This window comes from Paenibacillus nuruki (genome assembly GCF_963311185.1).
Classification (GTDB): domain Bacteria; phylum Bacillota; class Bacilli; order Paenibacillales; family Paenibacillaceae; genus Saccharibacillus; species Saccharibacillus nuruki.
This window is the reverse complement of the sequence record NZ_OY725677.1, coordinates 997,629-1,016,972: the sequence shown is the minus strand read 5'-3', so window position 1 is coordinate 1,016,972 and position 19,344 is coordinate 997,629. Positions and strand designations below refer to the sequence as shown.

The 19,344-nt window shown below is 41.5% G+C and carries 21 protein-coding genes; 2 read left to right on the top strand and 19 right to left on the bottom strand.

Going from position 1 to position 19,344, the window contains the following annotated elements; translation table 11 throughout:
• Nucleotides 1-84: 84 nt before the first annotated feature.
• The 14 genes from RCP16_RS04530 to RCP16_RS04465 all read right to left on the bottom strand — a co-directional run bounded on the left by RCP16_RS04530 (nucleotide 85) and on the right by RCP16_RS04465 (nucleotide 11,492).
• The gene (locus RCP16_RS04530; RefSeq protein WP_069329106.1) at nucleotides 85-987 is read right to left on the bottom strand and encodes a polyprenyl synthetase family protein; all 903 of its coding nucleotides are present in this window, start codon (nucleotides 985-987) and stop codon (nucleotides 85-87) included.
• Entirely contained in the window at nucleotides 980-1,240 is a 261-nt protein-coding gene (xseB, locus tag RCP16_RS04525) for an exodeoxyribonuclease VII small subunit (protein WP_069329105.1), read from the bottom strand. Before xseB ends, RCP16_RS04530 begins: the two co-directional genes overlap by 8 nt.
• Nucleotides 1,227-2,591, bottom strand: a complete 1,365-nt coding sequence (gene xseA, locus RCP16_RS04520) for an exodeoxyribonuclease VII large subunit (RefSeq protein WP_069329104.1) — start codon at nucleotides 2,589-2,591, stop codon at nucleotides 1,227-1,229. Before xseA ends, xseB begins: the two co-directional genes overlap by 14 nt.
• A gap of 17 nt (nucleotides 2,592-2,608) precedes the next feature.
• On the bottom strand, nucleotides 2,609-3,466 hold the full coding sequence (gene folD, locus RCP16_RS04515) for a bifunctional methylenetetrahydrofolate dehydrogenase/methenyltetrahydrofolate cyclohydrolase FolD (RefSeq protein WP_069329103.1): 858 nt from the start codon (nucleotides 3,464-3,466) through the stop codon (nucleotides 2,609-2,611).
• Nucleotides 3,467-3,563: 97 nt separating this feature from the next.
• Nucleotides 3,564-4,055, bottom strand: coding sequence for a transcription antitermination factor NusB (gene nusB, locus RCP16_RS04510; protein ID WP_069329102.1), 492 nt, complete (start codon nucleotides 4,053-4,055; stop codon nucleotides 3,564-3,566).
• Nucleotides 4,056-4,278: 223 nt separating this feature from the next.
• Nucleotides 4,279-4,512 (bottom strand): DUF2273 domain-containing protein, encoded by a 234-nt coding sequence (locus RCP16_RS04505; protein WP_069329101.1) that lies wholly within the window; start codon nucleotides 4,510-4,512, stop codon nucleotides 4,279-4,281.
• Between the two features lie 15 nt (nucleotides 4,513-4,527).
• On the bottom strand, nucleotides 4,528-5,067 hold the full coding sequence (amaP, locus tag RCP16_RS04500) for an alkaline shock response membrane anchor protein AmaP (RefSeq protein WP_308641749.1): 540 nt from the start codon (nucleotides 5,065-5,067) through the stop codon (nucleotides 4,528-4,530).
• Between the two features lie 72 nt (nucleotides 5,068-5,139).
• Nucleotides 5,140-5,553, bottom strand: coding sequence for an Asp23/Gls24 family envelope stress response protein (locus RCP16_RS04495; RefSeq protein ID WP_069329099.1), 414 nt, complete (start codon nucleotides 5,551-5,553; stop codon nucleotides 5,140-5,142).
• Nucleotides 5,554-5,620: 67 nt separating this feature from the next.
• Nucleotides 5,621-6,964 carry an acetyl-CoA carboxylase biotin carboxylase subunit gene (accC, locus tag RCP16_RS04490; RefSeq protein ID WP_069329098.1) on the bottom strand — a complete coding sequence of 448 codons (1,344 nt, stop codon included), beginning with the start codon at nucleotides 6,962-6,964 and terminating at the stop codon, nucleotides 5,621-5,623.
• A gap of 43 nt (nucleotides 6,965-7,007) precedes the next feature.
• On the bottom strand, nucleotides 7,008-7,484 hold the full coding sequence (gene accB, locus RCP16_RS04485) for an acetyl-CoA carboxylase biotin carboxyl carrier protein (RefSeq protein WP_069329097.1): 477 nt from the start codon (nucleotides 7,482-7,484) through the stop codon (nucleotides 7,008-7,010).
• A 178-nt stretch (nucleotides 7,485-7,662) separates the two neighbouring features.
• Nucleotides 7,663-8,916 carry an aspartate kinase gene (locus tag RCP16_RS04480; RefSeq protein WP_069329096.1) on the bottom strand — a complete coding sequence of 418 codons (1,254 nt, stop codon included), beginning with the start codon at nucleotides 8,914-8,916 and terminating at the stop codon, nucleotides 7,663-7,665.
• A 163-nt stretch (nucleotides 8,917-9,079) separates the two neighbouring features.
• Nucleotides 9,080-9,607 carry a Cdi1I family immunity protein gene (locus RCP16_RS04475; RefSeq protein ID WP_308641748.1) on the bottom strand — a complete coding sequence of 176 codons (528 nt, stop codon included), beginning with the start codon at nucleotides 9,605-9,607 and terminating at the stop codon, nucleotides 9,080-9,082.
• Nucleotides 9,608-9,695: 88 nt separating this feature from the next.
• Entirely contained in the window at nucleotides 9,696-10,253 is a 558-nt protein-coding gene (gene efp, locus RCP16_RS04470; RefSeq protein ID WP_308641747.1) for an elongation factor P, read from the bottom strand.
• Nucleotides 10,254-10,415: 162 nt separating this feature from the next.
• Entirely contained in the window at nucleotides 10,416-11,492 is a 1,077-nt protein-coding gene (locus RCP16_RS04465) for a M24 family metallopeptidase (RefSeq protein WP_069329093.1), read from the bottom strand.
• Nucleotides 11,493-11,816: 324 nt separating this feature from the next.
• Here RCP16_RS04465 and RCP16_RS04460 point away from each other — a divergent pair, with 324 nt between their 5' ends.
• Together RCP16_RS04460 and RCP16_RS04455 are read left to right on the top strand one after the other, a co-directional pair.
• Nucleotides 11,817-12,809 (top strand): DUF1385 domain-containing protein, encoded by a 993-nt coding sequence (locus tag RCP16_RS04460; RefSeq protein ID WP_069329092.1) that lies wholly within the window; start codon nucleotides 11,817-11,819, stop codon nucleotides 12,807-12,809.
• Nucleotides 12,810-12,819: 10 nt separating this feature from the next.
• Nucleotides 12,820-13,206 carry a hypothetical protein gene (locus tag RCP16_RS04455; protein ID WP_137220684.1) on the top strand — a complete coding sequence of 129 codons (387 nt, stop codon included), beginning with the start codon at nucleotides 12,820-12,822 and terminating at the stop codon, nucleotides 13,204-13,206.
• Between the two features lie 249 nt (nucleotides 13,207-13,455).
• On the opposite strand, the gene RCP16_RS04450 is transcribed toward RCP16_RS04455, so the two are convergent.
• The 5 genes from RCP16_RS04450 to RCP16_RS04430 all read right to left on the bottom strand — a co-directional run bounded on the left by RCP16_RS04450 (nucleotide 13,456) and on the right by RCP16_RS04430 (nucleotide 19,056).
• Nucleotides 13,456-15,111 (bottom strand): family 10 glycosylhydrolase, encoded by a 1,656-nt coding sequence (locus RCP16_RS04450; protein WP_308641746.1) that lies wholly within the window; start codon nucleotides 15,109-15,111, stop codon nucleotides 13,456-13,458.
• Between the two features lie 116 nt (nucleotides 15,112-15,227).
• Entirely contained in the window at nucleotides 15,228-15,653 is a 426-nt protein-coding gene (gene mntR / locus RCP16_RS04445) for a transcriptional regulator MntR (protein WP_069329089.1), read from the bottom strand.
• Nucleotides 15,654-15,834: 181 nt separating this feature from the next.
• Entirely contained in the window at nucleotides 15,835-17,898 is a 2,064-nt protein-coding gene (gene metG / locus RCP16_RS04440) for a methionine--tRNA ligase (protein ID WP_308641745.1), read from the bottom strand.
• Nucleotides 17,899-18,271: 373 nt separating this feature from the next.
• A complete protein-coding gene (gene yidD / locus RCP16_RS04435; RefSeq protein WP_175425219.1) occupies nucleotides 18,272-18,556 on the bottom strand; it encodes a membrane protein insertion efficiency factor YidD in 285 nt (94 codons plus the stop codon).
• Entirely contained in the window at nucleotides 18,553-19,056 is a 504-nt protein-coding gene (locus tag RCP16_RS04430) for a Fur family transcriptional regulator (protein WP_069329087.1), read from the bottom strand. The genes yidD and RCP16_RS04430 overlap by 4 nt, the downstream gene beginning before the upstream one ends.
• Between the last annotated feature and the right edge of the window lie 288 nt (nucleotides 19,057-19,344).

The following is a 19,344-nucleotide window of genomic DNA, read 5'->3' as shown; positions in this document are numbered from 1 at the left end:
CGAAAATGCATGTGTGAATGCTCCTGAATAGTGAATGTCTATCCTATATACGTATAGACGAACTAAAATGATCATTCCTTACGATTAATGGTCCCTTTTTACCAGATAATCAGCAATCTCGGTTAATCGTTGTGAATCTGCCAGATTGGCTTCTGCTAGAGCTTGCTTCGCGCTTTCGGTCAAGCGTGCTACTTCTGCTTGTGAAGCTTCTAGTCCGATAAAATAAGGATAAGTCACTTTTTGAGCTTTAATATCGCTTTGTGTCTTTTTACCCAGTAATGCTTCGTCTCCAATCACATCCAGAATATCATCCTGAATTTGAAAAGCTAAACCGAGATCAGAACCGAAGCGACGCAAAGCATCCAGTTGTTGCTGCGTTGCACCTGCTGTACGTGCGCCAGCCGTTAACGAGAACATAAATAGATCAGCTGTTTTGTGCAAATGGATATATTCGAGTTGAGCAATCTCAGTCATTCCTTGCTCGCCTTCCATATCAGCCACCTGACCGCCAACCATCCCACGAGGCCCAGCATATTCAGACATATCGCTAACAATCGCAAGTAGTGCCTCTGCGGATACTCCTGCTTTGGATGCTTGAGTGACTGTATAAAAGGCTTGCGTTAACAGCGCGTCACCTGCTAGAATCGCCATCGCTTCGCCATAAACTTTATGATTGGTAAGCTTACCTCGACGATAATCATCATTATCCATTGCCGGTAGATCATCATGGACAAGCGAATACGTATGCACCATTTCTACAGCGCAAGCTACAGGCAAAGCCGCTTCACGACTACCACCTAACGCTTCTGCTGCTGCAATCACGAACAATGGACGCAGTCTTTTTCCACCTGCCATTAACGAATATTGCATCGACTCTTGCAGATTCACCGGTACACTCCATTCAATCGGTAACACGAATTTCAATTGATCGCCCACATAAGTAGCAATCTCTTGCATATATGTTTGTAGATCCGGACGACTAGTCAATACTGCCACCGCTTTCTGAGGTATCAAATGGCTTTTTACGTAGTTCGCCATCTTCCTCTACGATCATTTCGATTTTACGTTCCACTTGCTCTAATTTCGAACCGCAGATTTGAGATAATTTCATTCCTTGTTGAAAAAGGTCGATCGCTTTTTCCAGTGGAACATCTCCATTTTCCAGTTCGGAGACGATTTCTTCCAGACGATCCATTGCTTCTTCGAAGTTTAACTCTTTTTCTTTTTCAGCTTTTGCCATCGGTTGCCGCCTCCTTGATCTCTGTCACCTGACAATTCAATTGTCCATCTTCTACGTTGACGATAATGTGATCACCTTGTTGCACTTGTTGTACCGATTTGACCAGTTGTTGCTCTTGTTCGTCATAGACCAGACTGTATCCCCTTGCCATGACTTTAAGTGGACTTAATGCATCCAGTTGCTTCATACCAAAGCCTAACTTTTGTTGCTTTTGCCGTAAAATACTACTCATACGAAGCTCCAATTGTTGACGTGCCGTATCGGTACGACGACGAGCATAGATCAATTGTTCTTGCGGATTATGACGGGCTAATCGCTGATTGAAACGTCCCAGACGATCACGCTGCATATGCGCACGGCGCTGTAGACTACTGGTTAGCCGTCTTTCAAGCATATCTAATCTCGTCATATGTTGTACCAGATGACGCTGAGGATGTAACAATACAGGTGCACGGCGTAGACGTTCTAACCGTTCCCGTTGACGCTGAGATAGACGCAACAGCCCTTGATTGAGCTGTCTACGACGTTGCTCTACTTGCGCACGTAATTCATTGATATTGGGTACGGCTAGCTCTGCCGCCGCTGTAGGCGTTGCAGCACGAAGATCAGCTACAAAATCAGCGATCGTAAAGTCCGTCTCATGACCGACTGCTGAAATGATCGGGATTTTAGAAGAAGCAATCGCACGAGCAACGATCTCCTCATTGAACGCCCACAATTCTTCCAGTGATCCACCACCACGACCCACAATCAGTACATCGGCTTCTTGCATACGATTGAAATTCTGAATCGCTTTGACTACCGACGGACCTGCACCTTTTCCTTGCACAAGTACAGGGTAGACTTCAATCTTAACAATCGGATAACGTCGACGAATAGTCGTCAAAATATCCCGCACCGCTGCTCCTGTCCCCGATGTAATCACACCGATCACTTTGGGAAAAGCAGGCAACGGACGTTTGCGTCCATGATCAAACAGCCCTTCATGTTCTAGCTTCTGTTTGAGCTGTTCATACGCCAGATATAGACTGCCGATGCCATCAGGTTGCATCTGTGTGACATAGAATTGATACTGACCATCCCGTTCAAAGACCGATATATTTCCTTTTGCCATCACTCTAGCGCCTTCTTTGGGTATAAAAGGAAGTCGCTGGTTATGAGAAGCGAACATAATCGTTTTGATACGGCTACTTTCATCTTTTAACGTGAAATACATATGTCCACTAGAATGATGAGTGAAATTCGAGATTTCTCCGCGTAACCATACTTCAGATAGCAGTTGATCCGATTCCATTTTCATCCGAATATATTTGTTTATTTCTTTGATTGAATAGACTTTTTGCTGCTGCATACCATCAGCCGCCTTCCTTACTTCAAGCCGTGAGCGCGTTTGGCAGCGACCAGAGTGTTCTGCATTAACATCGTGATCGTCATTGGACCTACACCGCCAGGAACAGGTGTAATCGGACCACATACTTGTGTAGCACTTTCAAAATCAACATCACCGGCAAGCTTACCATTTTCCAGACGATTCACACCTACATCGATTACGACAGCACCTGGCTTGATATAACTAGCATCGACAAAGTTGGCTTTACCAATCGCTACAACCAGAATATCTGCTTGCTTCGCTAACTCTTTCATATTGCTTGTACGGGAATGACACATAGTCACTGTTGCATTCTCACGTTGTAACAACAAAGAAACAGGTTTCCCTACAATGTTACTACGTCCAATCACCACAGCATGTTTACCCGAAATCTCAACGCCTGCACGCTTGATTAATTCGATAACGCCCGCAGGTGTACAAGGTAACAGACTATCATCACCAATGACCAGATTCCCTACACTGATCGGATGGAAACCATCCACATCTTTTTCAGGAGCAATCGCATTAATAATTGCTTTTTCTTCGATCTGCTTCGGTAATGGAAGTTGTACCAGAATACCATTGATATTTTCTTGCTTATTCAGTTGATCTACCATCGCTAACAATTCTTCTTGCGAAGTCGTTGATGGCAGACGGTGTACTTCAGAATAGTAGCCAAGATCATGACAAGCTTTTTCTTTATGGCGCACATATACTTGTGAAGCAGGATCTTCACCTACAAGTACAACAGCGAGTCCCGGTTGGAAACCTGTTGTTTTCAATTGTTCCATTTCTTGACGGATACCTTCACGAATGTCTTCTGCTATTTGCTTACCATTGATAATTGTTGCTGTCATGATAATCGCTCCTTTACCTGTTCGGAAAATTAAGTTTTATCGTTCAACTGCTTGACGTTTATCGTTGATGTCTGATGATCTTTTGTATTCCAATTTCTTATTCGGCTTCAGCTTGTGTTTCCGTTTCTGCCTCAGCTTTGGTGTGTGTTTCTTTGAGTTTATCCAAGTCTTGAATCATTTTACCCAGAACACCGTTAACGAATTTACCGGATTCTTCTGTACCAAAATGTTTGGATAATTCAATCGCTTCATTGACAGCGACTTTGGCAGGTACATCATTATGGAATACCATTTCATAGACCGCTTGACGCAAAATCTGACTGTCTACACGAGATAGACGGCTGATCTGCCAGCCTTTCAAATATTCTTCCAATAGATGATCGATCGCTTCTTTGTTTGTAAATGTACCATTTACGATATCAAGCACATATGATTTTAATTTAGCTTCGTCACGAATTTCAACTTCAGATTCGTTTTCTTGAGCCGCTTCTTCCAAAATCATTTCGATTGCTTCTTCTGCTTTTACATCGTTCATTTCCATCTGATACAAACTTTGTACAACGATCTCACGTGCTAATCTTCTTTTCATTCTTGGGTTCCTCCCGGTATGGATAAGCAGCTATTGCTATTGTCAGCTTACTATCCTGTGTACCTTATTATTTTCAATTCATTATATTTTACTCACGACAACCTATTCGCATCTATCGATTCATAAGTTCATTCCTCTAGCATACCAAAAAACCTGTCGTACATCATGCCCGGCTGTATAATTTATAATCCAATACGTGGTCCGGGAATGATGTATGACAGGTTCATTTAAACGGGCGCCAGCGATCCGATATCCATGCATTCACCCGTTCCCAGGGAATCACAGAGCCTAATCGCATATCTTTGTGCTTGCCGACGCTATAGCCTATGAACACTAACAGTGCAAAGAACAACATATCCCAAAAGCCAACTACCAAATACAATACTCCGCACAATAGACCTGCGGCTACACCTGTTATCCGTCCTCCGTGAGTTTCCCAGATGGCTTTCCATATCATAAGGAGAACTCCCTTCTACTCCACTCTGCTTTTGAATGCAGGGGATTGAACGATATTTGCTATAAATACCGATACCGAGGACACTGGAATACCGGTAATTTCTTCCACTTGATCATGAACGGTTTTTTGCATATTTTCGGTCAGTTCAGGAATCGAACTTTCACCGTCTACGATCGCTCTAATCATAATTTCAAGTCCGGATTCAATTACACGCACACGTGTTTTGACATCGCGCACACCTTTTGTACGTTCTGCTGATTTGAGGCACATATTTTCAATCGTTTCCAGTGATATCTGAATATCGCCAAATTCTGTCCGTTGATGTACAGAGTGATGATGCCCACGCTCTGAACGCACTGATAGATAAAAAAAGCGGATACTTAGCAAAAATAAGATAACAGCTACAATCACGATCGTAATGTATAGATTCTGCTCGTTCTGATCATTTAATTCTACAGGCACTTTGCCACTTAGTAAAAGGATTGCAAGCACAGACAAGATTCCAATGCTCAGGCTGTAAATAAACAACAGCAGTCTGTCTATAATTTTAGCCAAGAGTGTGCAGCCCCTTTACATTATAGTAAACCCCTGACTGTTACGTCGGGGGTTTATGATTGCTTTTCGTACTTATTTGACCCGTTGTGAAAATTCGACTTCTTCGCTTCTGTTCTTCTCCGTTGTCTCTAAATGCACATCATGAATCTGCACATTCACTTCGACTACGATTAAGCCAGTCATCGTTTCGATCGAGCGTTTGACATTACGTTGAATCTCAGCTGCCACTTCTGGCAGACGATGTCCATAATGAACAATAACAGACACGTCTACAGCTGCTTCACGTTGTCCCACTTCTACTTTTACACCACGGGAAAGATTTTTGCGACCTAGTAATTCAGCAATGCCACCGGCAAAACCACCACTCATACCTGCTACACCTTTTACTTCAATCGTCGCTAGACCAGCGATGACTTCTATCACTTCAGGAGCAATCTGAATCTCACCTATATCTGTCCGCTCAAATTCAGTCGGTAACGTACTCATATTTATCTATACACCTCCTGCTAAGTAAACTAAATATAACATGTGAATGATTCATTGACAAACGAGCTTAAACTTCATTTTCCTCAAGGAATTTGATGTCAAAATCGCCACGTACAAATGTCTCATGATTCAGTAGGCGCATATGGAAAGGAATCGTAGTATAAATCCCTTCAATCGCAAATTCATCTAATGCACGCTTCATTTTCGCAATCGCTTGTTCACGGGTTGGAGCCCAGACAATCAACTTAGCGATCATGGAATCGTAGTAAGGGCTAATTGTATATCCTGGATAAGCACCACTATCTACACGCACACCTGGACCACCTGGAGCAAGGTAGAAATCAATTTTACCCGGACTTGGCATAAAGTTACGCTCAGGGTCTTCTGCATTGATCCGACATTCCATCGACCAGCCGTTAATAACCACTTCATCTTGACGGAACGAAAGTGGATTACCTTCTGCAACAGAAATCATTTCTTGGATTAAGTCGATTCCTGTAACCATTTCTGTTACTGGATGTTCAACTTGAATACGAGTATTCATTTCCATGAAATAAAATTGTCCATCTTGTCCGAGCAAGAACTCAAGTGTACCTGCGCCCGAGTAATTAACAGCTACTGCTGCACGTACAGCCGCAGCGCCCATTTCTTCGCGCAATTCAGGAGATAATACAGGACAAGGTGCTTCTTCGACAAGCTTTTGACGACGACGTTGTACAGAGCAATCACGTTCACCTAAATGAACAGCATTACCATGCTTATCCGCAATAATCTGTACTTCGACATGCTTCATCGACGTTAAATATTTCTCTAAATAGACGCCACCATTACCAAAAGCTTTTTGCGCTTCTTGTTGTGCCGCTGTGATTTGTTTGATCAATGATTCTTCATCTTCTGCAAGACGAATCCCTTTACCTCCACCACCTGCGGTTGCTTTGATAATAACAGGGTATCCAATCTCACGAGCGATTATAATCGCTTCATCCATGTCTTCCACAATTCCGTCAGAACCCGGGATAACCGGTACGCCTGCGGCAATCATTGTACGCTTCGCTTCAGACTTATCACCCATACGTGTAATCGCATCTGGAGATGGTCCGATAAACGTAATATTGCAAGATTCACAAATCTCTGCGAAATCTGCATTTTCAGCTAAGAAACCATACCCTGGGTGAACCGCATCACATTCAGTCAATGTCGCAACACTCATTAAGTTGGTTAAGTTCAAGTAGCTGTCTTTGGATAAAGTGGGTCCGATACAGTAAGCTTCGTCTGCTAGACGCACATGTAATGATTCGCGATCTGCTTCAGAATAAACCGCTACTGTTGCTATGCCTAACTCACGGCAAGCACGGATAATACGAACCGCTATTTCGCCACGATTCGCTATCAGTATTTTATGAAATTTCATTTTACGTTTCCTCCTCCGGGATTTGGCAAAAGCAGTTCCTTGCTTATTCCGGTTTTACTAAAAATAATGGCTGTCCGTATTCAACAAGTTGTCCATTTTCTGCCAAAATCTCTACGATTGTTCCGTTTGTCTCTGCTTCAAGCTCATTCATCAGCTTCATCGCTTCGATAATACATACAGTGGATTTATCGTTGACTTTATCACCCGTACTTACAAAAGGAGCCGCTTCTGGTGAAGAAGAACGATAGAACGTTCCCACCATAGGCGATACAATCGTATGTAGAGAAGGGTCTACTTCCGGAGTCGTTGGTGCAGAAGTTGTAGTAGGTGCATTAACTGGCGCTTGCACGACTTGAGATGTTGCAGCAGGTGCAGTTGTCGCTTGCTGTACATATACCGTTTCAGCTTTGCTTGGTTTGCGAATCACTAGACGTGATCCTTCATTTTCGATTTCTACTTCTTGTACAGATGTCTCGTCTACCAATTGAATCAATTCTTTAATTTCATTTAAGTTAAACATCTATTTTTCACTCCTTTGGCTTCATCGCCCGTTGTACACGGAAAGTTACACATAACGCTATGTATTATAGCACATCCTAGCCGTTTTCAAAATTCGTTTTATTCGGCGCGATAGCTTCTCGCAAAAAAGGGCAGAAACACTCTTTCTTTTCGAATGTTTCTGCCCTTTTGATATACGATTAACGACGATCTTGAGGACCGCCTACAAATGCTTGTTCTTCGGTATCCAGACCGTATGCTGTATGAAGTGCAGCCACGACATCTTGCAAGCGACTGGCTTCGATGACACAGGATACTTTGATCTCAGATGTACTTACCATCTTGATACTTACACCTTGTGCAGAGATGGCAGCGAACATTTGCGCTGCTACACCCGGGTGACTTACCATACCTGCACCCACGATCGATACTTTAACTAGATCAATTTCAGAAGTAACTTCACTGAAAGGAAGTTCGCTACGTAAGCTTTCCATCACAGCAAGCGCACGTTCACGATCCGCCAGACTCACGGTATAGGAAAAGTCTGCTTTGCCATCTAATACACCGCTCTGTACGATCAGATCGACATCGATCTTGGCCGTTGCTAGTTCTCCGAACATTTTTGCAAGTACTCCCGGTAGATCAGCAACACCACGGATTGTAAGACGTGCTACATTTTTATCATAAGCAATGCCGTTGACGACTGCTCCCTGTTCCATAGTTGTCTCCTCCTTCACAACGGTTCCTTCATTATAGTTAAAGCTAGAGCGCACAACGAGTCGTACATTGTTATGCTTCGCATATTCTACAGCACGCGGATGAAGTACCGCCGCACCTAGATTTGCCAGTTCTAGCATTTCGTCATAAGATATTTCTTCTAGTTTGCGAGCACATTTAACAATCCGTGGATCGGTAGAATAAATTCCATCGACATCGGTATAAATCTCGCAAGTATCGGCATGGATTGCAGCTGCCAATGCAACAGCTGTCGTATCCGAACCTCCACGTCCAAATGTTGTAATCTCACCTTCGGCTGTAATGCCTTGGAATCCAGCAACGATCACGATCTTACCTGCGCCGATTGCTTTCAGTACACGTTCAGGCTGAATATTCCGAATGCGTGCCTTACCATGTTCTGCTTCTGTCTCAAAACCTGCTTGCCAGCCGGTGAAAGATACCGCTTCTCGACCTAGATGCTGAATCGCCATCGATAACATCGCCATCGAAATCTGCTCACCTGTTGTCATCAACATATCCATTTCACGAGCAGGTGGATTCGGATTGAGCAGACGTGCCTGATCAATCAAATCATCTGTTGTATCTCCCATCGCTGAAACAACTACTACACAGTCGTGCCCTTCATCTTGCTTCTCAACAATGCGCTTTGCTACACGTTGCATGCGCTCGGTATCCCCAACGGAACTACCACCGAATTTCATAACATACAAAGCCAAGACCTCTTCACTCCCTACATGATACGGGTATGTTATCTCTTCCATATTCTACCCGGATTGAACAGCGTATTTAGGCGTTTCATACATAATAATGCATGAACATGCTTAGTCTTTAACAGTATAATACGAGAACGCGTTAAGTACTACCCGTAAATAAAAAAAGCTATAACAGATTATTATTCTGCTTTATATGCTGTCTATTCATTCTCCATTGATCCATAATCGATTGCGATAGAACAGTATGTTCTGTGATCTCAATCAAGCACATATCCTTATCTGTAGCAGGTTCATGTCCAAATGTGATAGCGTTTATGTGATATGGTTCTATCCATTTTTGGAAGTAGGTAAGCATATGTAAGCATTTCTTCGAGTCTAATACACCCTCATACATCAACTCTGTATCTCTAAAATTAAATTCTATCGTAATATATTCTCCATCTGATGAAATAACAGTTAATACTTCTTTTAATTCTATACCTAGTTCAATGACTTTAAACAATATAGTTCCTGTACCTGCACGTAATAAAAAGGTTGAGAACGAATCAATATCGTACCATTCTATATCTTTCGCTGTAGCTTGATCATAAAAATGAGAAGATTTTATATCGGCTGACGTGATGTCTAGCTCATGTTGTAATAGTTGATCTATATAGGAAATATGTATATCAAAAAAGACTTCAAAATTGTCCATATAGGCACTCCTTATCGTAATTTGATTCTAAAAAAAGAATGAGCAGGCATCAAAGCCACTCATTCTTTCACTTGTACAATAATAAGTTCTATGCGCGAGAAACGTATTTACCTTCACGAGTATCGATGATTAGAATGTCACCTTCGTTGATAAACATAGGCACTTGAACCGTATGTCCTGTTTCCAATTTTGCATTTTTAGTTGCGCCTGTTGCAGTGTTACCTTTGATTCCTGGCTCTGTTTCTGTAACAGCCAACTCTACGCTTGTTGGCAAGTTAATTCCAAGAATTTCACCTTGATAGCTAACGATGTTAACGGTCATGTTTTCTTTCAAGAATTTCAATTCCCATTCCAATTGTTTGGAGTTCAATTCGAATTGATCGTATGTTTCGTTGTCCATAAATGCATGCTCGTCACCACTTGCATACAAATATTGAACGCCACGGTTTTCGATTTGAGCACGAGCGATAGTTTCACCTGCACGGAAAGTACGTTCTACTACGTTACCGTTACGCAAGTTTCTCAATTTAGAACGCACGAATGCTGCGCCTTTACCCGGTTTTACGTGTTGGAATTCCAAAACGGAATAAATATTTCCTTCTACTTCTACGGTCAAACCTGTTTTAAAATCATTTACTGAAATCAAAATAACGCCTCCTCAGATGTGGTAAAGCTGGTCTCTTGCATAATTCTATGAAGCCTATATATTGTACTATACCCCATATCAATCGGATACTATATCATCATATACAGGTATTTTATTCGGCAAATGATAGTCATCATCCTGCATAACAGGATAAACTTTTCGTTATACCGGTAAAATCGTAAATTCTTTGGTCGAATGCGTTAACACACGAATACCGTCTTCTGTTATCAACACATCATCTTCAATCCGTACTCCACCGAAGCCTGGAATATAAATTCCCGGTTCTACAGTTACCACCATACCTGGAGATAATACCGTATCGCTCATTTTAGAAAGGCGAGGTTCTTCATGTACTTCCATACCGATACCATGACCTGTACTGTGTCCAAATGCGTCACCGTAACCATGAGAAGCAATCACATCACGTGCTAGTGCATCTGCATCTCTACCGCTCATACCCGGTTTTAGGTGTTTAAGCGTATTCAACTGTGCTTCCAGTACGATATTGTAAATTTTGCGATGCTCATCTGTCGGTGTACCTACAAAAACAGTACGTGTAAGATCCGATACATATCCTTGATAAATCGCACCAAAGTCCAAAGTGACAAATTCATTTGCCCCGATAACTTTTTCACTGGCCACACCATGAGGTAAAGCAGAACGTTCACCCGATGCAACAATCGTTTCAAATGAAGTGCCTGTAGCTCCTAGACGGCGCATAAAGGATTCCATTTCGAGTTCGATCTCTTGCTCGGTTACCCCTGGCTTGATGTAGTTCAAAATATGACTGAATGTACGATCTGCAATATCTGTTGCTTTCTCAATAATTGCAATCTCTTCAGCATCTTTGAAATTACGAATTTCTTCCATGATGCCAGATACAGGAACTAGCTCAACAGGTGCTAAATGCTTGCTGTACATTGCGTATCTGCTATAAGGCACCAAATCTTGTTCAAATCCAAGTTTGCTGATATTGCCTTTAGCCAACAATTCTTTCATCGTATCGACTACATTTGCAGAATGTTCTACCACTGAAAAAGCAGTAGCTTGTTCTGGCGCTTGAGTCATATAACGGAAATCAGTCAATAAGTAAGCTTCTTGCGCAGTGACAAGCACATAACCTGCCGAACCTGTAAACCCTGTCAAATATCTGCGGTTCACACTACTTGTAATTAGTAAGGCTTCTAACTGTTGTTCTTGCATCGCTTGACGTAACTTATTTAAACGTTGTGTACTCAATTACATCTCTCCCCTTCAGCATTTTAGAATAAAACACGATATCTGCTTGGTTCTGTGTATCCTCGTATTGTGATCATTTTGGACAAATGTAAAATGAGAAATAGCCAAAAATTATTTTACCATACCAATTGCAATTTTGAGAATAGGCAGTAGAATATCTTATCTATTCTATCTAGCTTGCTGATAGCGTATTCTGGTAAAAATCAGCCAAATCCGCTACAATTAAAGGATAGGCTTATTTCTAGCAATTATAGATCAATAGATAAGCTTGATCAGGCATTTCGTAAATAACGGTAATGTCGAACTACGGAAGGGTGACTGTACTTGTCAAAACAATCTGCTCCTCCGAGCTATGGCGGCCAAGCAGTAATAGAAGGCGTTATGTTCGGCGGAAAAAATGTGAATGTGACAGCTGTAAGACGTAAAGATGGTGAAATCACCTTTTTAGAAGTACCTAGACAAGATAAGTCATGGGTCAAAACATTACGCCGCATTCCATTGTTGCGAGGAATTATAAGTTTGATTGATTCAAGTGCCAAAGGCTCCAAACATCTCAATTATGCAGCCGATGCGTATTCAGAAGATCAGATGAGCCCTGAAGAATATGCAGAACAGAAGCAAAAAGAAGAATCCAAAATGAGTCTTAGTATGATGCTTGGTGTTGCAGTAGTGGGTATCCTTTCACTCATTGTAGGTAAGCTTGTATTCACACTCGTTCCCGTATTTGTAGAAAGTTTATTATTTGGTAGAGCCTTCGATAATCATGCACTGCATACCTTACTTGAAGGTGTTATCAAAATTATTTTGCTCTTAATCTATCTCTGGGCGATCTCACAGACACCGATGATTAAGCGACTCTTTCAGTATCATGGTGCTGAACATAAAGTCATTACAGCTTATGAACACGGCGAAGAGTTAACCCCTGAAAATGTACAAAAATATAGTCGTCTACATTATCGCTGTGGAAGCAGTTTTATTATATTAACCGTTATTATCGGAGTCATTATCTACGCACTGTTTAGTTGGGATAGCCTCACCGAGCGGATTATACAGCGTATCGTTTTGTTGCCTGTCGTTATCGGAGTTTCGTTTGAATTTTTGAAATTTACGAATAGCTTACGTGAAGTACCCGTTCTACGGTATTTAGGATATCCGGGGTTATGGTTACAATTGTTAACGACCAAAGAACCGACACTGGATCAGATCGAAGTTTCAATTGCTTCATTTAACCGTATGCGTGAATTAGACGCTGCGCTTGAACAACAACATGTGCGTTCGGCAGTGACTACTGCTTCTCCTGACCCTGTGAAAGGATGATGATAATAAAATGAGAAAATCACCTGTTCAACTGATTGTATTTGGAGTTGCTATTCTGCTAGGTGCGGTCGGGCTGTTTCTTGAAATATTCCAAATGGTGGCTTCTCCTGCAACGTACAATTGGGCGAATCTCATTGTACCGATCATCTTGATTGTCGTTTTATTTTTGGTAATGCGGTCAGCTTCTGGTATGTCTGGTCGAAGTTATCAAGGGCCTAAAGTCAAACCTTCTGCACGTACCATGGCCAAGATGAACGGCTCACAAAAAAACAATTACAAAACCACTTCTGCTAGACCATCGAATAGTCATCAATCCAAGCCGAAAAAGAATTATCCTTTTCAAGTTATTCAAGGTAACAAAGGTAAAGACGATGATGAAGCGCCTAAATTTCATTAAATTAATAAATAGAATGTAGATCAGTTCTGTATAGCTATTGTTGCAATAAAGCTGATTATATCTATCAAGAAAAAGCATGACTTTTCCTTCTCACAGAGGAACAGATCATGCTTTTTCTTTGCTGTCTGACTATGATGCTCTCAAATTTTAATGTTCTAATTTATCAATATTTCTTTTCCAATCAAACAAAGAGATTCCATCGCCTATTGTAACGGCTGATGAAATCTCTTTTTCTACTCTTCTGCTATTTTACAATCCCCAGTATGAACGCAATTTCGCTAATACACCTTGCGGATTCTTTTTCAAATCTTTAGCGCTAAAGAAAATACTGCCTTTGATATTACTGTATTTCTCGTTGTATTTGAGCTGGTTGATGATCTCATTAGAACTGCTCCAGCCAATTTCAGGAGTGCTGATTTTGTAAAGGGCGTGACCGATATACAGATCTACACCTGTATTTTTAGTTTCATTTGCCCACCAGTCTACCACTTTATCATAACGAGCTACAGGAAGTGTCATACTCCAATAGACTTGCGGAGCGATATAATCGATCCAGCCGTTTTTGATCCATGTGCGTGTATCTGCATAGGTAGTGTCATAAGCAGTTACACCTGCTTTAGTATCTGATCCTGTGATATCGGATGATTTATTACGCCATACACCAAAAGGACTGATTCCGAATTTCACAGCAGGTTTGGAATTATGAATCGATGTGTTGAGCTGTTGCACAAAGCTATTGATATTACCACGACGCCAATCCGCTTTGGTTTTGAATTTACCACTGTTATAACTAGCATAGGTGCTGTCATCACCGAATTTGTTAGAAGCTGTCTCTGAATATGGATAGAAATAGTCATCTAAATGTACACCGTCGATATCGTAGTTGTTGACGACTTCCATCACAGTATCAATGACTGATTGACGTGCAGCTGGAATCCCCGGATTGAGATAATATTTATTATCAAACTTAATCACCCAATCAGGATGCTTTAATACTACATTGTTGCTTGCAAGCTTACTGGTGTTAGCATCTGTTGTAGCACGGAACGGGTTAAACCATGCGTGGAACTCCATCCCACGTTTATGAGCTTCAGCAACCATATATTCTACAGGATCATAACCCGGATCTTTCCCCTGTGTTCCTGTAAGATATTTCGACCATGGCATAAGTGATGATTTGTATAATGCATCTCCAGCAGGACGAACCTGTACGAATACTGCATTGATGCCCATCCCTTGTAGATCATCTAACAATTTTGAAAATTCTTGTTTTTGCTTGGTTGCACCTGATGTCGCTGGCCAATCTAGATTGTACACGGTAGAAATCCATGCACCACGAAGTCCGTCTTTGGCTACTGTGCTTGTTGGCGCTTTGCCACTGTTACTATTATCTGTTGTTCCTGTATTGGTAGTAGCTGGTGTAGAAGGCTTGCTACTGTTATTTTTACTGCCTGTACCTTGATAGCTACTTGTCGCTAAATTTACGGTACGATTGGCTTGATCCCAATTCACATCAAGACCCAGACCTTCACCGATAAACCGTAGCGGAACCATGACACGACCGTTTTTCATTTCAACTGAAGCATCTAAGCTTACTGACTTGTTATCAATCGTTGCTGTATTCTGACCTGAAGTCAGTACCAGTACTTGCTTATCACTCGTGATCGTGACTGTGCTTGTGGATTGATTCCAGGCGATTTTGGCTTTCAAATTTTCACTCACTAGACGTAAAGGAACCATGGTTACATTGCTCTTGCTGGTTATGTAAGGAGCAGCATCCCCTTGTATCTGTTCTCCATCGAGCATGATCTTAATATCCGAATCTGCGGCATGAAGTGTACTACTGATCGAAGGGACAATCATCAACAATACTAAAAATACAGCGATAACACGAACCATTTTCATAAATTTAAAACCTCCAGTAAATCGTTGCTTGGTGCTTATATCATTAGACGACTGACGGGTACCAAAGTTGCGAACAAAATAAAAGACATCTGCCAAGTGATCGACAGATGCCTGCCTTACGAGTCGCTAATCAGCTCTTTTTGCAGATTCTGTAGCGCTTCCACACGTGAAGGATCACGACGGAAGTATTCTAACAATGTTTCGATTTGAGTAATCGAATTCCAACTTAAATGATGCTCTATACCTTCTACATCTTTGTATATATAATCCGGGTTAACACCGATTACATTCAGGAAATCTTCAAGCAATTGATGGCGTTCTACAAGACGTTTGCCCATCTTTTTTCCTTTGCTTGTCAGCACTAATCCCCGGTACTTCTCATAAATCAAATATTCATCTTTATCTAATTTTTGGATCATTTTTGTAACGGACGAAGGATGTACTTCTAACCCTTCTGCAATATCCGAGACACGCGCATATCCCTTTTGATCGATTAATTTATAAATGCGCTCTAAATAATCCTCCATACTGGGCGTTGGCATCTTGCTCCCCCTTTTTCACTACATACTGTATTCATTTGGCAAATATTGATTCAATAATCATACATTTAATTCGCATGAGTTGGCAAGTTTTGCACATAGTTCAAACGATAGAAAGAACCTTCCATGTGTACACCATATATGCTGTTCCACGGAAGGCTCTACCTGATCATTTAAGCCTTATTTATTTAACAATTGCACCGTTAGGCATACCGTCTGGAACCGTCGCTAGTGTCAATTGATCGCCATGAGAAGCTGCCAAAATCATACCTCTAGATTCTTCTCCGCGTAATTTAACAGGTTTGAGATTAGTTACACAGATGACTTTGCGTCCGACTAATTCTTCCGGTGTATAGAACTTCGCAATACCGGATACCACTTGGCGTTGCTCTGTTCCTAGATCCAATTGTAATTTAAGCAGTTTGTCTGCCTTTTTAACAGGCTCTGCTGAGATCACTTGAGCTACGCGTAGTTCCACTTTAGCAAAGTCGTCTATACTAATCTCAGGCGCTTGTTGCTCTTCTACCTCTACAGGTGCGGAAGTCGTTGGAGCTGTTGGTGTTGCTTCAGCAGCAGCTGTTGGTGTTGCTTCAGCAGCAGCTGTTGGTGTTGCTTCAGCAGCAGCTGTTAATACGCCACCCATTGCTTCTACGATATAAGCCACTTCTTCTTTGCTATCTAGACGAGGAAAAATAGGATCGCCTTTCACTACAACTGTACCTGCTGGAATCTGACCATACGAACGAATACTTTCCCAAGCGGTAAGTTCGCCTTCTGCTATTCCAAGTTGTGCCCAGATTTTTTTCGGTGCACGTGTTAAGAACGGTTGTAATAATACAGATACAATCCGCAATGTTTCCACCAAATGATACATTACCGAATCCAATTGTGGTTGGTTAGCTTCGTCTTTGGCAAGAACCCACGGTTGTGTCTCATCGATATATTTATTGGTACGACTAATCAATTGGCTAATTGCCGTCAAAGCTACAGAAAACTCTAAGTGTTCAAATGCATTTTCTACTTTTTCTATCGTTTGTGCAGCAATATCTTCTAACGTACCATCGACTTCAAGCACACGACCTGGATAAGCAGGAATGGTACCACTACAATACTTATCGACCATAGCTACCGAACGGTTAAGCAAGTTACCTAGATCATTTGCTAGATCTGAATTGACACGATCGACAAAGCTCTCCGGTGTAAATGTACCATCTGAACCGAAAGGCACTTCGCGTAGCAAGTAGTAACGCAGTGAATCTAGACCGTAACGCTCGATCAATGTGACTGGATCTACTACATTCCCTTTAGACTTGGACATTTTGCCGTCTTTCATCAGTAACCAACCATGACCAAATACTTTTTTCGGCAACGGTAGATCAAGTGCCATCAACATAATCGGCCAATAGATCGTATGGAAACGTACGATTTCTTTACCTACCAGATGAATATCTGCTGGCCAGAACTTATTAAATAATTCTGGATTATCGGTTCCATATCCTAGAGCTGTAATGTAGTTAGATAAAGCATCGATCCATACATAGACGATATGCTTAGGATCACCTTTGACTTGTACGCCCCACTCAAAGGTTGTACGCGAAACGGCTAAGTCTTCAAGTCCTGGCTTGATAAAGTTATTAATCATTTCATTTTTGCGAGATTCGGGTTGAATAAATTCAGGGTTGTCTTGATAGTATTTTAATAAACGGTCTGCATATTTGCTCATACGGAAGAAATAAGATTCTTCTTTCACCAATTCTACAGGATGTCCACTATCCGGGCTTTTGCCACCGATAATCTCACCGTCTGCATTACGTTCGATATCTACAATTTGCGTTTCTGTGTAATACGTCTCATCTGGAATACTATACCAGCCTTCATATTCACCTTTATAGATATCACCTTGCTTCAGCAATCGATCAAAGATTTCTTGTACCACAATCTTATGGCGTTCTTCTGTCGTACGAATAAAATCATCATATGAAATGTCTAATTGATCCCATAACTTTTTGATGCCTTCTACTACACCATCAATAAATTGTTGAGGAGTCTGTCCTTTTTCTAAAGCTTTACGTTCAATCTTTTGTCCGTGTTCATCTGTTCCTGTTAGATAGCGAACTTCATATCCTCTTAAGCGCTTGTAACGAGCCATAGCATCACCGGCTACGGTTGTATAGGCATGACCGATATGCAATTTGTCACTTGGATAATAGATAGGTGTTGTTAGATAAAAAGTAGGTTTGGCTGTCATTATAATTCCTCCTTCAATATTGTTAAATCACTATCATGTTATTTCCATATCTGGACGCAAAAAAGCCCTCGCCCCTATATGGGACGAGAGCATAGACTCACGCGTTACCACCCAAATTCTCTACTTCTTTGCAAAAGTAGACTCTATCAGTCTTTAGCAGACTGCCCATTAACGCTGGTTCACGCTGAAGCCTTACATATCGATACAACCGAATATGCTTGACCACAGTTCCTCCCGGACCATATTCGATGACGCTCACCATACCGGTTCCCAGCTACTCCGGCTCTCTGTACTGGCGCTTTTTCCATCTACTTATCCATTCACAGGAAATGATATTTGATGTTATGAATATACCGAACTTCCAAATCACCTGTCAAGCATTTTGCTGTTCCTGATTGGTGACTGATGAGGCTGATTTCACTTTGGATTTAGCTGGTGGTACAGGATCAAACCCTCCCGGATGAAAAGGATGACATTTTCCTATCCGTTTAGCAGCTAATCCGATGCCTTTGGCCACACCATGAATCTCGATCGCTTCGAGTGCATATTGAGAACAAGTCGGATAAAAACGACATGTTGGAGGTTTAAGTGGTGAAATGAATTTGCGATACACATGGATCGGCGCCTGTACCGCACGACGACTCAATTTTGGCTTCACTGGCTTTTACCTGCATGTTCATGTGTATCATAATGAGATTGCTTTAGATGTAGCGTTGGACCTTCTTTACCATCTCCGGCACCCATTTCTTTACGACAGTCTTTGCAATAACCGAACACTTCAAATTTGTGTTTAACCACTTCAAATTGTTCCGGCATATCTGTCATATCCATCGGGCAAAAAGCAATCGGGTACGTTTTCTCACATTGTAAGCAGATCATATGATGATGATGGCGATCCTGACTACAATGGCTTTTAAATTTAACACCATCTTCGAAAACGATCTGTTCTAACACACCTAGCTCCTGCATCACACGTAAATTACGATAGACTGTATCAAAGCTAAGTCCACTGTATTTTTTACCCATATAGTCATATACATCTTTAGCGGTCAGATACCCAGGAGCTTCTGCAAATAAACGAGCTAATGTACGACGTTGATCGGTTATTCGCAATCCCTGTCCTGCCATGGTATCGATGATTTGTTCTGTCGACAGCATGAGTTATTCCTCCTGTCCTAATCTATCTTTTCTATTCTAAACTATTTATCTTATTATTCGTAATAATAACTATTATACAACATAACCGTATACGATGCGCAATAATTCGTCAAAAGTTTATGGCGATTACGTTACTAATTGAAGCTTACTTCCACCTGCATACACATTTCTCCATCATGCCTTATTTAGGCTCAATCGTCAATTGATTCTGACCAAAATCAGCAATTATCGTAGCACATCAAAAAAGCTCGAATCAGCATTCACTGATTCGAGCTTTTGATTTGAGAA

Bases quoted from the DNA above. Each gene is read 5' to 3' on its own strand.
- xseB (WP_069329105.1), bottom strand. From the start codon at position 1,240: ATGGCAAAAGCTGAAAAAGAAAAAGAGTTAAACTTCGAAGAAGCAATG.
- xseA (WP_069329104.1), bottom strand. From the start codon at position 2,591: ATGCAGCAGCAAAAAGTCTATTCAATCAAAGAAATAAACAAATATATT.
- folD (WP_069329103.1), bottom strand. From the start codon at position 3,466: ATGACAGCAACAATTATCAATGGTAAGCAAATAGCAGAAGACATTCGT.
- nusB (WP_069329102.1), bottom strand. From the start codon at position 4,055: ATGAAAAGAAGATTAGCACGTGAGATCGTTGTACAAAGTTTGTATCAG.
- RCP16_RS04505 (WP_069329101.1), bottom strand. From the start codon at position 4,512: ATGATATGGAAAGCCATCTGGGAAACTCACGGAGGACGGATAACAGGT.
- RCP16_RS04495 (WP_069329099.1), bottom strand. From the start codon at position 5,553: ATGAGTACGTTACCGACTGAATTTGAGCGGACAGATATAGGTGAGATT.
- accC (WP_069329098.1), bottom strand. From the start codon at position 6,964: ATGAAATTTCATAAAATACTGATAGCGAATCGTGGCGAAATAGCGGTT.
- accB (WP_069329097.1), bottom strand. From the start codon at position 7,484: ATGTTTAACTTAAATGAAATTAAAGAATTGATTCAATTGGTAGACGAG.
- RCP16_RS04475 (WP_308641748.1), bottom strand. From the start codon at position 9,607: ATGGACAATTTTGAAGTCTTTTTTGATATACATATTTCCTATATAGAT.
- RCP16_RS04455 (WP_137220684.1), top strand. From the start codon at position 12,820: ATGAGAAAATCACCTGTTCAACTGATTGTATTTGGAGTTGCTATTCTG.
- RCP16_RS04450 (WP_308641746.1), bottom strand. From the start codon at position 15,111: ATGAAAATGGTTCGTGTTATCGCTGTATTTTTAGTATTGTTGATGATT.
- mntR (WP_069329089.1), bottom strand. From the start codon at position 15,653: ATGCCAACGCCCAGTATGGAGGATTATTTAGAGCGCATTTATAAATTA.
- metG (WP_308641745.1), bottom strand. From the start codon at position 17,898: ATGACAGCCAAACCTACTTTTTATCTAACAACACCTATCTATTATCCA.
- RCP16_RS04430 (WP_069329087.1), bottom strand. From the start codon at position 19,056: ATGCTGTCGACAGAACAAATCATCGATACCATGGCAGGACAGGGATTG.